At 44.3% G+C, this 12,920-nt stretch carries 13 protein-coding genes; 11 read left to right on the top strand and 2 right to left on the bottom strand.

Going from position 1 to position 12,920, the window contains the following annotated elements:
- Positions 1–763: 763 nt before the first annotated feature.
- The 3 genes from MKX74_RS20690 to MKX74_RS20680 all read left to right on the top strand — a co-directional run bounded on the left by MKX74_RS20690 (position 764) and on the right by MKX74_RS20680 (position 2,161).
- On the top strand, positions 764–1,387 hold the full coding sequence (locus MKX74_RS20690; RefSeq protein WP_341179681.1) for a hypothetical protein: 624 nt from the start codon (positions 764–766) through the stop codon (positions 1,385–1,387).
- Positions 1,388–1,404: 17 nt separating this feature from the next.
- The gene (locus MKX74_RS20685; protein WP_341179680.1) at positions 1,405–1,623 is read left to right on the top strand and encodes a hypothetical protein; all 219 of its coding nucleotides are present in this window, start codon (positions 1,405–1,407) and stop codon (positions 1,621–1,623) included.
- Between the two features lie 124 nt (positions 1,624–1,747).
- Positions 1,748–2,161, top strand: coding sequence for a hypothetical protein (locus tag MKX74_RS20680; RefSeq protein WP_341179679.1), 414 nt, complete (start codon positions 1,748–1,750; stop codon positions 2,159–2,161).
- Between the two features lie 111 nt (positions 2,162–2,272).
- On the opposite strand, the gene MKX74_RS20675 is transcribed toward MKX74_RS20680, so the two are convergent.
- Together MKX74_RS20675 and MKX74_RS20670 are read right to left on the bottom strand one after the other, a co-directional pair.
- The gene (locus tag MKX74_RS20675) at positions 2,273–2,695 is read right to left on the bottom strand and encodes a type II toxin-antitoxin system HicB family antitoxin (protein WP_341179678.1); all 423 of its coding nucleotides are present in this window, start codon (positions 2,693–2,695) and stop codon (positions 2,273–2,275) included.
- Positions 2,696–2,734: 39 nt separating this feature from the next.
- On the bottom strand, positions 2,735–2,923 hold the full coding sequence (locus MKX74_RS20670) for a type II toxin-antitoxin system HicA family toxin (RefSeq protein WP_341179677.1): 189 nt from the start codon (positions 2,921–2,923) through the stop codon (positions 2,735–2,737).
- A 192-nt stretch (positions 2,924–3,115) separates the two neighbouring features.
- Between MKX74_RS20670 and MKX74_RS20665 the strand changes: the two genes are divergently transcribed.
- From MKX74_RS20665 to MKX74_RS20630, 8 genes are all read left to right on the top strand, one after another.
- Positions 3,116–3,451, top strand: a complete 336-nt coding sequence (locus tag MKX74_RS20665; protein ID WP_341179676.1) for a YolD-like family protein — start codon at positions 3,116–3,118, stop codon at positions 3,449–3,451.
- A 451-nt stretch (positions 3,452–3,902) separates the two neighbouring features.
- A complete protein-coding gene (locus MKX74_RS20660) occupies positions 3,903–4,253 on the top strand; it encodes a hypothetical protein (protein WP_133569361.1) in 351 nt (116 codons plus the stop codon).
- A gap of 365 nt (positions 4,254–4,618) precedes the next feature.
- Positions 4,619–5,575: an IS30 family transposase gene (locus MKX74_RS20655; RefSeq protein ID WP_028591466.1), complete on the top strand. Its 957-nt coding sequence runs from the start codon at positions 4,619–4,621 to the stop codon at positions 5,573–5,575.
- A 243-nt stretch (positions 5,576–5,818) separates the two neighbouring features.
- On the top strand, positions 5,819–6,130 hold the full coding sequence (locus MKX74_RS20650; protein WP_341179675.1) for a hypothetical protein: 312 nt from the start codon (positions 5,819–5,821) through the stop codon (positions 6,128–6,130).
- A gap of 185 nt (positions 6,131–6,315) precedes the next feature.
- Positions 6,316–7,371, top strand: a complete 1,056-nt coding sequence (locus MKX74_RS20645) for a fibronectin type III domain-containing protein (protein WP_341179674.1) — start codon at positions 6,316–6,318, stop codon at positions 7,369–7,371.
- Between the two features lie 465 nt (positions 7,372–7,836).
- Positions 7,837–9,507: a response regulator gene (locus MKX74_RS20640; RefSeq protein ID WP_341179673.1), complete on the top strand. Its 1,671-nt coding sequence runs from the start codon at positions 7,837–7,839 to the stop codon at positions 9,505–9,507.
- Positions 9,504–11,333 (top strand): cache domain-containing sensor histidine kinase, encoded by a 1,830-nt coding sequence (locus tag MKX74_RS20635; RefSeq protein ID WP_341179672.1) that lies wholly within the window; start codon positions 9,504–9,506, stop codon positions 11,331–11,333. Before MKX74_RS20640 ends, MKX74_RS20635 begins: the two co-directional genes overlap by 4 nt.
- Positions 11,330–12,805 (top strand): substrate-binding domain-containing protein, encoded by a 1,476-nt coding sequence (locus tag MKX74_RS20630; RefSeq protein ID WP_341179671.1) that lies wholly within the window; start codon positions 11,330–11,332, stop codon positions 12,803–12,805. The genes MKX74_RS20635 and MKX74_RS20630 overlap by 4 nt, the downstream gene beginning before the upstream one ends.
- Positions 12,806–12,920: the final 115 nt, after the last annotated feature.

The raw sequence follows: 12,920 nt of genomic DNA, 5'->3' as shown, positions 1-12,920 counted from the left end.
AAAAATATTATACTCTCTCTTTTCGCTGTAATTAGTTGTCTTTTTAGAGTTTTTCCACCCTGCATTATGATTAACATCACATTACTAAAACACCATGTATAGATACAATGAAACAACTAAATAACAATGTGTTGTGAATCAACGGAACTCCTATTTTGAAGTTATGAGCTTCTTCGGGATTTCTGTACGAAGGCGTCAAATTAATAGATATACAAATCACAAGGAGGAGACCAGATGAAGAGCAAAAAAAATAACTCTCGAAGTTGTCGAGAGCCAACAAAATAAAAAAAAGCATAATTGTGCGGGTCACTACAATACCGACACACAGAAAACTATTCAGCGGTATTGTAGCACAAGCAACCATCTCTCGGCAACAACAACAAATATAGAGGAGATGGTTTTGAATGGAAAGCAAACCGAATCATAAATTAGTATGGAATGAAAGAACGGGTAGTTATGGTATCTGGAGAACTTGGAGGAAGCACCCCAAGTCTCAAAAGATAATGTGGGCAAGGAATTACGGTAAGAGAGCATGGTTCATTCCAGTTGATGAATTGGAAAACCGTGCATGATCAATAGTATGGAATTACAATCCCTCCAGTGATCCGAGAGATTGTAACCCCACCAACTGCTAGATGGTGGGGTTTTCTTTTATTTCTAAGCAACTAAATTGGTAAGAAAGTAATGGTTCTTATTGACTACTTGTTATAGGGAGGGGTACTATCATATTTAGAAAAAAATAGAATTGCAGGTGATATCTTTTTTGAGCCATATTTCACGCGACGGTCTAACGCTCAAAGTTATTGAGATAAGGACCAATTTAGAATCAAAGGAAGAGAACATAAATAAATACTTGAGAAAATGCTCAAAAATAGAGAGCAAACTTATGCAGGAAGACATTTCTCCTCAAGAGCTTTTAAAACTACAGTACAAGATCATTCATTTAGAAAGAAGAATAAATGATACCGATGGAAGCTATGGTCGAAGGTTAATAAAAACATTTATACTGCTAGTCTTTTTATATGGTATTACGGTGCTTGGTCTGAAAAATGTTAACAGTGATCTGATAAACTCTGAATTTATTAATCTCCTATTATTTATGACAATTGGAGCAATCGGTGCTATAACATATATTCTTGTGGGTATGTATAATAAAACAGGCAACGAAGGATACAGGATGGTCCTAGCAATTCTGTTTCCCGTGGTATTTATTTGTATTTTTAATTATAACACTGATGGAATCTTAGGTTTTCAAGGTATAAATTTTATCTTTTTCGTATGTGGATTCAGTACTAATGTTTTCTTATTATTTCTTAATAAAGTTGTTGATACTGCTAAAGATGCTCTTGGTATCGATAAAACTGAAAATCAAGACAAGTCGGATTAATTATATAGGGGGATTCAATGTTTAAAGTGTTAAAAGCCGATAATGATTTCCTTGCAGCAGCCCTATCCCAATCGCGGGTATACGTAGTCAACATCCTTAGCGATCAAATGATGGAGATCGTTGACTACGGTGGTCAGGTGGAGAAGTATACACCTGAGTCGATCAAGATTAACGGCTCGTATTTTTTTAGGGATCAATATGAGTTTAGAACCGACATTAAGAGCTCCGCTGGCTAGGGCGGTTAGATTAGTTCTGATAACCTAAGAGAAACGAAATGTGTTGCTTGCTCAGACAATACATCCATTCGCTTCTCTTTTTTATTTCATAAGATACGCCATAACTATTAAAGGAGTTGTTTAGATGGCTTCAATAATTGATTATGGATCTACCTATATTAGCACAAATACTTTTCCTGGCATCTTAGTTAGAGGTAGTAGAGAAATTGCAACAACAAACGTGTATATTAATCCACAAAACCCGGCTTCTTATTCTGCAAGGGTTGAGTTGAAGGCTAGTATTGGATTTTATGCAAGCCATTTTTTAAATAAGCAACCTGCCAATATCTATATTCTAAGATTTGGTATACCGATATATAGTGCAGCAATTAGCTTACAACCAAAACCCGAAAGTCAGATCGCAACTGTAATAGCAATAGAAGGTGCAGTTCCTGGTTTGCAGCATTACCAACTTGTTGTGGAGACATTTGCGAGTTCAGATACGGAGGTTTTTGTGAGAGGACCAATTGCTTTTTCAGCTACAGTAATAGGCATATAAAGATTGAAAAACTAATTTGACCCACTAACCTATACTGGTCGGTGGGTCAAATTGGTTTTACTTTATTATTTTTATCTTGATGCGAGTCAATATTAGGTCATTGAATTGCCATCAATAGCGTTGCTTATCAATACCCAAACTTCGCTTCAGTCCCTCATGCAATACCTGACTAAAATTGAGGTGTTGTTCTTCAGCTGCATCATTCAGCCACTTAGGCACTGTGAGCGTCTTTTTCACGGCTTTGGATTCCATTGCATCACGAACAGTCGGCATATACACCATTACTTCAAAAGCAGCTTCTCCAACTTCAGCTTGAGACAGGATAACGTCTAAACTTGATGGTGAAGGAATAGTGTCCCCGTCCTGCTCCATTACATAGATGAAGCCTTCTAGAGCTTCACGCGCTGCGGCATTTGCTTCTTCTGCTGTATCGCCGGAAGTAAAGCATCCAGGCAGATCAGGGAAGCGAACGGATACGCCTTCTTTGTCCTTATCGAGTAGTGCCCAAAAGCGATACACATCTTTATTACTCATTTATATATTTAACCTCCTTGAGGGGAGGGGCTGGAGCCCCTACAACCCTGCTGTTTTTAGGATACTTGCCTGCGTCTTAGGAGGAAAGCTTTTTCTAGGATGTGGTACGGTTATTTTGCCGGGCTTCTTCGGATGTTTGAAGTAATGATGACTGCCATGTACTCCTATTATGTACCATCCGTCCTCTTCGAGCATCTTGATAATTTCTCTCGAATTGTATGCCTTCATCTCAACCCTCCTTACACTTCTTATTATACACGTATTAATTATACGTGTCAACGTGTGAATAACACGTATTGTTCGAATCCGCATAGTTATGTAGCGGGGCTGGTGAAGTAAGGATTTTCTTTTATTTTTCATTGATACCGGAATATATGTTCGCATACAATAAGATCAACTATCAACCACAGGAGGCGTACCATGTCTAAGAAGCTTCAGGGGAACGGACTGTTCGACAGTTCACGATTCATGCTGCCAGAACATAGCGAACGTATCAGAAGACACTACATAGAAGAGCAGCGGAAGGAAAAGCCGATCCTAGATGACCAGGAAGTACAGTTGATCGAGCAGGCGCTGGTTGATTCCTATAATCATCGGCAGCCGGTTACGCTGAAGCTGTTTGGTCCTTTTGAAGATGTTGAGATAACGGGTGTTGTGACTGCATTAAACAGCAGCCGGAGAGAGGTAAAGCTGCTAGATGAGGTTGGAGAGTATCAGTGGGTAGAGCTAGGTGAAATTCTTGCAGCATATGAATAGAGCAGTAAGGGTAAACTCCCTTACTGCTCTATTTAGATAATTATGTTCATTTAGTGCCTAAAAAGTTACCCGTAAATTACCCGCAAAATGCTTTGTAGATCGTTATTTTTTCTTGTAGATGTAACTAGAAGTAAATCCTCGAAAACCCTGTAACCATGCGGCTTTAGCTGGCTTTAACTAGCTTCTTGTAGATGACCCCATTTACATGTTTTATATTTAGTTTTTCGTAAAATAGAAGCAGGGATAAATCCTTTATTTCAAGGGCTTATCCCTGCTTTTTTATTGCTATGTATAAATAAATCAAAAGAAGAATCACTAAAAACCACGTTTAATTTAATACAAAGTTCACCAAAAATACATAAAAATAAATAAAAAATGAATATATTATTTAATTTAGTAATTATAAGGTATATAATAGAAAAGTATTCCAAATATGAAAGGGTGATAGAAGTTGAAGAAAAAAATATTGGTTGGACTTTTGTCTGCGGCTGCATGCTTCTCTTTGGGATCAACCCCATTTGCCGATACTGCTGCAGCTGCAAGTGCAGGTCCTCAAATTACTTCATCAGTGGACTCGCGTGTAATTACTCCAAGTTCTACTTATCACAGCTATCTTACTCTTAGTGTAGGCGAATCCAGAAATCTATCAGGCTCTGGTTTTTGGATCGCTAGTGCTCCACCCTATGATCAAATCTACTTAAATAGTCAGGGGCTAGTGATTGGACTTAAGCCTGGTGTAGTTACAGTAATGGCTGATCTTCCTGGAGGGGATAAGATTGCCTACTATATTACTGTTAAATAAATTGTATTAAATCAACAAATTTTGACTTCGTTAAGCCTGCAGGCTGACTCCGATAGGAGTAGTCTGCGGGCTTTTTTTATGTAACTCGATCGACTGAGCACCACTTTCCTTGGTATGACACGAAGTCATTTAGTTTACACGACAAATGACCTATATAATGAAGGATGATTGGCATGCTAATCCAAAAATTGAGAATAATTTCAATTGTCACAGAATAAAGAGAGAAATAAGAAATTAAAAAATCAAAAAGACGGATTGTAATATGAAGTGCGACACCTACTGGAAATAAATATACCAAAGAGCCCATGGCCGGATTCGTGTAGAATGAAGGTTCCTACACCACATTCACACAAGGAGAATCCACCATGAGCTACACACATCTTAGCATAATCGAGCGAAGCAAGCTAGAAATCCTCCACCAGCAGGGGAAAAGTACCAGAGCGATTGCCAAGGAACTTGGCAGACATCATGCCACCATTGGCCGTGAACTCCGCCGAAATGCAGCAGAACACCCGTACTGCGCGGAGAACTCGCAAGAGGGCTATGTCCAGCGCCGTAAGGCGTCAGTTTCCGGAGGTAAGTGGAATCTAGAACTGGCGAGTCGCATCGAAGAAAAGCTTCAGGCGACCTGGTCTCCGGAGCAAACCGTAGAGCGATTGCGTCAGGAGGGTCAAGCGATGGTATGTTTTAAAACGATCTATCGCTGGCTGTATACAGGCCGTTTGGTAAAAGGCGTGCTTACGGTTTTACGGCACAAAGGTAAACGGCAGAGACCTGCAGAGACACGCGGCAAGTTCGCTGTGGGTAAGGCCATCTCTCAGCGTCCGAAAGTGGTTCGTTCCCGGGAGACCTTCGGCCATTGGGAGCTCGATACAGTCGTCTCAGGCCGTGGGAAAAGCAAGGGCTGCTTGGCCACGTTTATCGAACGCAAAACCCGCTTGTACACCGCCATTCGGATGCCAGACCGTACCGCGTTGTCCATGGAGATTGCCTTTGGTGTAGCGGCCTCACAGTATCCTACCCATGCATTTCAAACCGCTACCGCAGACCGTGGCAAGGAGTTTGCCTGTTACGCCAGCTTGGAAGCTACTCATGGCGTACAGGTGTATTTCGCAGATCCGTATTCCTCCTGGCAACGCGGCTCGAATGAGAATGCCAACGGCCTCTTGCGAGAGTTTTTCCCCAAGGGGACCGATTTCGCGCAAATCACGGATGAAGCTCTGGAAAACGCTCTGCACTTGATCAACCAAAGACCACGTAAATGTCTGGACTGGAGGACCGCTCACGAATCCTTTTCAGAGGAACTGTCGCACTTGGCTTGACAATCCGTCAAAAAAATAAAAATTAATATAAGGGGTTTGTAATATAAAAATGAAAATTGTTTTAGTTTAAAGGTTGCCACTTATGAAGAAGAGTCTATTAATGAGGTTTTAGTGTCGGTTTTTCTGATGGCGCCTGGGCAACAGAAGGGAATCGGCTCTTTGCCTTGTGAATAATTTTCCTGTGACTGTATAGGCTATCTGTTATCAATGGAAGAATGCCCAATTGGAGGGAGGAATTGTACGATGAGCAGATCCACGAGCAAATCCACGGAAAAGCGAAATCAGCAATCGTTAACAGGCCATCTGATGGCTGACGTGAAGTGCCCCCCTCAGAATAGACATTGGAAAAAACCACTGGGTTTAACCGATGAAATTCTAGGGGGTGTATTTTTTATGAGACAACAGTTTAAAACGTACTCCATGGCATTAAAAATGGAAGCTATTCGTCTTCATATCGAAGAGAAATGGACGTATCGCGGAATTATGGAAGAAATACACTCTAGAGTCGATAAAGATCAACGGCTCGTACTTTTTTTGGATCAATATGAGTTTTGAACAGACATTAAGAGCTGTCATGTAAGAAAGTGGAATATATATTTTAGGTTTGTATAAAATGCAATAAAAAAATAAATATGCAAAATTATAGTATTTATTTATAGATCAGCAAGTATATGTTTAGACACTCGAAATGGGATGTTGTACTTTGTTATTGATAAATACATAACGAGGGGGAACATTTAATGGAGTACGTTGGGAAAAAGAATTTTTCTATGGTAATAGCCATAATTTTATTTTTTGGATTTGCAGTCACAAGTACACATGCAGCATCAGTAGGGGAGCAGTTAACTGCTCCTGAAGATGGTTGGAAGAGATTTGATGACACAGACAGTCAAATAGCTTATGTAGGTAAATGGTCAACTTATAAAAACACTAATTATTACCTACGCTCAGGTAAACTAACAAATACAAAAAATTCATATGCAAAATTTAAATTTTATGGTACAAAAATGAGAATTTTGGGTTCTGCCTACTACGATGAAAGCCCATCCATTAACATTAATGTAGATGGGGTTGATTATTCCTACAGTTTGTACCTAGCACGTGGCGCTACTTACCAGATGATAGCATTTGAGCTTTTGGATTTGCCTCTTGGGACGCATACTGTAACTATAACTAATACAGATGGTAAGTATACAAATATTGATGCTATTGACGTGGACAATACTGGCTATCTAGTAGACTTAAATACCCCAAGTGAGTTGAATGTGTCAACTAATAATGGACAAGTGACTTTAAACTGGGATCAGGTTGAAAATGCTGAGAGCTACACAGTGTACTATGGAACTGAGTCAGGTAAGTATACAGAAACTGTATCTGTTACAAAGGACGTATATAGAAACTACGTTGTTCCAGGTTTGACCGATGGGACTACATATTACTTTGTTGTAACTGCCACAGTGAGTGGTGTGGAATCTAAGCGATCAAATGAAGTCTCAGCAACTCCGAATGGAGGCGAACAGCCTAATCCAGAACCCGAGGAACCAACAGAACCAGAGCAACCATCCGGCAACAGAGCCATCATGGTAGTCACCATGACAACCGGATTGCAGAAGGAATTCGACCTGAGTATGAAGGAAGTTAATGCATTCATCTCCTGGTACGAAGCTAAACAAGCAGGATCCGGAAAAGCTTCATTTGCCATTGATAAGCATGATAATAACAAAGGCCCATTCAGCAGCCGTAAGGATTACATTCTGTATGATCGTGTGCTGACCTTTGAGGTAAGTGGGTACTAAAAGATAACCTTACCTAGCTTCATTGGTCATAGTCGCGTCAAGTAGACAATGAAAAAAGAGATTCTATCAAGCAGCGACTATTTCCCAGAATTCAATCGAGGAGAGGTCGCCGAGAATTTACGGTTTAAGACATTACGGAAGCAAACGGATGTTTTTTGATCAGCAAACGGACGTTTCTAGCGAATCATGGAATGATGGAAGCCACGGCTTCCAGAATCCTGATTTCAAAGGCTCCAAATGACTCCAAGATTCCTTTCAAAGATCCCTTCCAGAGGCTCCCTCCTAAGACTCCTATACAGAGGGGTCTTTTTTGTTGTTGAATCCGTATCCATGTTTTTTACACAGGAAAAAGTAAGCGGTTACAATAATTCGAATCTATTGTATAGTAATGTCCGGGCACTTCACACATATGATTTTGGAGCAGGCGCTGCTCATTCATTTTAGAGGTAAGGGAGGCATATCCCCATGTATCGGGTATTGCTGGTAGATGACGAAGAGGATGTAAGAGAAGGACTTGTGCTGGAGATTGATTGGGAGGCATTGGGCCTTCGAATTGTGGGACTTGCCGAGAATGGAAGGGAAGCCTTGGAGCTAGCAGAGCGGGTGGAACCCGATATTGTAATTACGGATATCAGCATGCCCTTCATGAACGGTCTGGAGTTGGCCCACGAGCTGCGTAGGCACAATCCACTCATTAAGCTAGTCATATTGACGGGATACGATGAATTTGATTATGCCCGGCAAGCAGTATCCCTTAGCGTAGACGAATATCTGCTGAAGCCTTTCTCAGCAGGACATCTGACGGAACTATTGACTCGTCTACGTTCACAGATGGCTGCGGATGTAGCAGAAAGGGAGAATTTACGAAAGCTGAAAGAGTACTATCACAATAGCCTTCCACTGCTACAATCAAATTTTCTGGCCTCCTTGTTATATAGACAGCGATCAGAGGACTACGTACACGATAAAGCAAGGCAACTGGACCTTGACCTCACAGGCTTCAGATACAGCATTTCTGTATTGACATTACATAAGAACGAGACGGATAGGAGGTCTGGACAAACGGGAGAGGAAGCCGACGATACAGCTATCGTGCTATGGAAGGATGCAGAGCTTAAGCAATTCGCTGCCCTGAATATTGCGAGTGAGGTGTGGAATGAATTCGGTGCAGGCTATGTATTCTGGCATCAGGATATGATCGTATTGCTGTTCATTGATCGGGACGGCCTTAATGAGCGTGAGCTGGAGCGTCAGGAAGCGCTTGATCGTGTGCTGCGCAGCATGAATCATTATTTACGGCTGGCAGTTACGATTGGTGCAGGCTCGCTCGTCGATTCCCTGGGTCTGCTGACGCATTCTTATACGGATGCGATGCTGGCCCTGGATTATCGTCTGGTACCTGGTACCGATCGACTGATCTACATTGATGAGGTCGAGCGACGAGCAGGCGGGCAGCTGCGGTTTGATGAATTGAAGCAGCAAATGCTGACCCGCTGCCTGAAGGCAGGCACCGAGGACGAGCTGGAAGAGGCTCTGGATACGATCTTCGCCGAAGTAACCCGCCAGCATGGTAGCCATGATATACAGCTTTATCTCATTGAAGTTGTTACGACCGTATGGAAAGCCACCCTGTCCTCGGGTGAGGAGCTGGAGGAATTGTTCGGGGCAGGTTTCCAGGTCTACGCAGAGCTGCTCAAGCTGGCTGGATTGGAGGAGGCCAAGCGCAGACTGCGCGATATCTGTCAGTTGGTGCAGAGGCGGATCGCCTCCGGTCGCCAGCATGCTTACCGGGATATGATCGACCAGGCTTTGCAGTACACCAAGGCGCATTACAGAGACCCGGAATTGTCCATTCAAAAGGTATGCAGCCATCTCCATATCAGTCAGGGGTACTTTTGCAGCATTTTCAAGAAAGAAGTTCAGCTGACCTTCCTGCAATATTTGATGCAGCTACGGATGGAGGAGGCGAAGCGCCTGCTCCGCTCGACGGGGCTGAAGTCCTTCGAGATTGCTTCGGAGGTGGGCTTTGCGGAGCCGAATTATTTTAGCTTTTGCTTCAAAAAGCAAGTTGGCGTCTCCCCCAAGGAATACCGCAAGCAGGCAGAACGGGCGGAAGGCGAGGAGCGTCATATATGAAGCGCTGGTTAGGAGACAGAGGGGCATTGCTACTGCGATCTATCAACCGCCGATTCTCCGATCCGGTACAATTCATAGGTGCGAAAAGCATCGGTACGATTATTACGAGATCATTCTCCGCATTCATGGTCATCGTGCTAACTGTAACGTCGATGCTGCTGTATAACCAGTTCACACGGGCTGCCGAGCGCAGCGCAGAGCTTGCAACCCGGCAGATAGTAGATCAGGTCAGCTACAATCTGGAGGACTACGTCCGGGGCATGTCCCACGTGTATCGTGCGATTGAGGAGCATATGCTGGCGGACGGTGACTGGCAGGGGCAACAGGTAGATAAGCAACTGGACACCCTCTTAAGTAGTCGTGAGGATATCATATCCATCACCTTGCTGGATCAGGAGGGGAAATTGCTCAAAAATCGACCAGCTGGCGAATTGAGAAGCAGTGCGCATATTACCCAACAGGGCTGGTTCCAGTCCGCGCTGCGTGTGCCTGATCACCTGAGCTTCTCGCTGCCGCATATTCAGAATATGTATGCAGGCTCATATCCGTGGGTAGTCTCGATGAGCAAAGGCATAACCGTCCGGCGAAATGGTCAGGATGAGCAGGTGATTTTACTGGTAGATATCAACTTCAAGCAGATCGACGAGCTCAGTCGTCGTGTAAGCCTAGGTCAGCGTGGCTACGTGTACATTATTGATGAGAGTGCAGGCAATATCGTCTATCATCCGCAGCAGCAGCTCATGTACATGGGGCTGAAGCGGGAAAATATCGAGCAAGCGCTGGTTGCTACGGGCACTTATGAGGATACAGCGGAAGGGCAGCAGCGCTTGAATGCTGTCAAATCCGTCGCCAATATCGGCTGGAAAATTGTTGGGGTCGCCTACAAGGAGGAGATCATGACGACCCGTCACGAGGTAACAGCTTATTTGTTGCGCATGTTGGTCGTGGTTCTGGTGCTGGTCATTATCATTTCGATATTGCTATCCACGACGTTAACGAGGCCGATCCGTCGAATGGAACGCCGGATGAAGACCGTAGAGCAGGGAGACTTCAATGTAGAGCTGCCGATGACGGGACCGCTGGAGGTGCAGCAGCTGTCCAGACGTTTCAATCTTATGGTCAGTCAGATTCGGACGCTGATGGATGAGATTATTCGGGAGCAGGAGCAGAAGCGCCAATTGGAGCTGGCAGCATTACAGGCACAGATTAACCCCCATTTTTTGTACAATACGCTGAATTCGGTTGTACGGATGGTTGGCATGAGTCGTAACGAGGAAGTAATCACGATGATTACCTCGCTTTCCAAGCTCTTCCGCCTAAGCTTAAGCCAAGGACGTACTATCATTACCGTTCGCGAAGAGCTGGAGCATGTCTATCATTATTTGACGATTCAGCAGATGCGCTTCAAGCAGAAGTTCCAATTCCACATAGATGCCGAGGAGCAGACATTGGATTGCACCACACTGAAGCTGATTCTACAACCATTGGTAGAGAACGCGATTGTACACGGTATTGAGGGATTGGGCGATGAGGGCTTCATCCAAATACGTACGTACACCAATGAGCAATTGCTATATATCGAGGTTAGTGATAATGGCATGGGTATGTCTGAGGAGCAGATGAAGCGGTTATTCACCGGTAAGCCTGTGGTTAAGAGCGGAGCCGGTTCAGGTGTGGCGGTTCGGAATGTTCATGATCGGATTCGCCTGGTGTATGGCGAAGGTTACGGCTTGACATTTGACAGCGAATTGGAGGAAGGGACAGTCGTGACCATCCGACTCCCCGTCAGACCCGTCCACGACGTAGGAGAGGAGCATTCTCAATGAAAGGGATCATCCGTCGCGAAAACGATTGTACAACGAGAGGGAATGTAGATAGTAGGCTCAGGTTCAATTGGGTACGGGTGCCATTATTCATTATGTTGGGTCTGCTGCTGACTAGCTGTAGCTATTCATCTAGCGATGCTGAGCCACATGTCTATCGTATTGCACTCATTACCCCGGCAGGGAGTAAAAGTGTATCCGATGCGGTACAGTTCGGAGCCGAATCTGCTGCCAGGGAGCTGGGGGCAGAGCTGATTACGGTGGAAATGACCACGGCCGCAAGGGACTCTTCACAAGAACATGGTGCGATGGTAGAGGCCAGCAATACGAAGGAAACTGCTAATTCCGATAGTGCCACGACAACACTCTATACGAAGCCCATCATTGCATTCGATGCTGCCCACTCACAAGCCAAAGTTGATGAGCAATCGGCTCAAGCTGCAGCAGTGGCCCATGCTCTGGAGTTGGGTGCCACGGCAATCATTTTGAATCCGGAAAGCGATCGTGGATTGGAGCAAGCCATTCGCGAGGTAGCTGCCATTACAGGACAGAAGGGCAAGACGATTCCGGTTATATCACTGAATGCTCAACATGTGCAAGGAGTTACCAGCAGTATTTCGATGGATCATCATGCAGCTGGTCGTCAGGCTGGGCAAGCCATGGGGGAGCTGCTAGAGGGTAGGGGAAGGGTGCTGTTACTTGGCATTACTCAGGATACGGCTCGGGTCGCGGATCAAACCAATCCTAAGCAAATGACTCAACAAACGAATCAGAATACAGGCCGGAATACAGATCGAGACGCAAATCAAATTACAGATCAGAAAACAGATCATGACGCAGGTCAAAATGCAGGTCAAAATGCAGGTCAAAATGCAGGTCAAAATGCAGGTCAAAATGCAGGTCAAAATGCAGGTCAAAATGCAGGTCAAAACACTTATCCGGGCTTGAGTATAGATAGCTATGCTCTCGCTGAGCGTGAGCAAGGAGTACGGGAGATCCTCCAGCAGCAGTATCCACAGCTGCAAGTCGAGTCTCAGTTGGCTTGTCAGGATGAGGCGTCGTGCCAGCTGCATATTGAGCAATGGCTTCATGCTCAATGCGCCAAGCCGGATCAACAGACGAATGCCAATTCACCAGCAGAGCCTGCTAGGTCCATTGGGATGATCGCTCTGGATGAGTCGGCGAGCATTATTGCTGCACGGAGTGTTGCCGAGCAATGCAGTTCCCACAACGGCATTCCGATCGTAGGGTTCGGGAGTGAACGTGAGCAACTGGAGCAGCTACAGGAGGGAATTATACGCCGTCTGGTCGTTCACAATGGCTTCAGTGCAGGCTATCTTGGCGTTCAACAAGCGACAGCGTATCTGAATGGTGAGCAGGTACAGCCACAGATTACGCTGGAGACGAGAGTGGTCAGCACCGAGAATATGTTCTGGATGGATAACCAGAAGCTGTTATTTCCCTTTGTTCAATGACAGGTCCACCAATAAATGAAGATTTTTATATAACAGATGAAGATATTGTATTCGAAAATACTGAAAACCCTTTCATAATAAAGACATCGGCATTGCCGAATGAATCAGGGGAGGT

The sequence above is a fragment of the Paenibacillus sp. FSL K6-1230 genome (assembly GCF_038002385.1).
GTDB classification, from domain to species: domain Bacteria; phylum Bacillota; class Bacilli; order Paenibacillales; family Paenibacillaceae; genus Paenibacillus; species Paenibacillus massiliensis.
The sequence above is the reverse complement of the archived record's forward strand: the minus strand, read 5'-3'. Positions and strand labels throughout refer to the sequence as shown.

Bases quoted from the DNA above. Each gene is read 5' to 3' on its own strand.
- MKX74_RS20630 (WP_341179671.1), top strand. From the start codon at position 11,330: ATGAAAGGGATCATCCGTCGCGAAAACGATTGTACAACGAGAGGGAAT.
- MKX74_RS20645 (WP_341179674.1), top strand. From the start codon at position 6,316: ATGGAGTACGTTGGGAAAAAGAATTTTTCTATGGTAATAGCCATAATT.
- MKX74_RS20635 (WP_341179672.1), top strand. From the start codon at position 9,504: ATGAAGCGCTGGTTAGGAGACAGAGGGGCATTGCTACTGCGATCTATC.
- MKX74_RS20650 (WP_341179675.1), top strand. From the start codon at position 5,819: ATGAGCAGATCCACGAGCAAATCCACGGAAAAGCGAAATCAGCAATCG.
- MKX74_RS20685 (WP_341179680.1), top strand. From the start codon at position 1,405: ATGTTTAAAGTGTTAAAAGCCGATAATGATTTCCTTGCAGCAGCCCTA.
- MKX74_RS20655 (WP_028591466.1), top strand. From the start codon at position 4,619: ATGAGCTACACACATCTTAGCATAATCGAGCGAAGCAAGCTAGAAATC.
- MKX74_RS20665 (WP_341179676.1), top strand. From the start codon at position 3,116: ATGTCTAAGAAGCTTCAGGGGAACGGACTGTTCGACAGTTCACGATTC.
- MKX74_RS20640 (WP_341179673.1), top strand. From the start codon at position 7,837: ATGTATCGGGTATTGCTGGTAGATGACGAAGAGGATGTAAGAGAAGGA.
- MKX74_RS20675 (WP_341179678.1), bottom strand. From the start codon at position 2,695: ATGAGTAATAAAGATGTGTATCGCTTTTGGGCACTACTCGATAAGGAC.
- MKX74_RS20670 (WP_341179677.1), bottom strand. From the start codon at position 2,923: ATGAAGGCATACAATTCGAGAGAAATTATCAAGATGCTCGAAGAGGAC.
- MKX74_RS20680 (WP_341179679.1), top strand. From the start codon at position 1,748: ATGGCTTCAATAATTGATTATGGATCTACCTATATTAGCACAAATACT.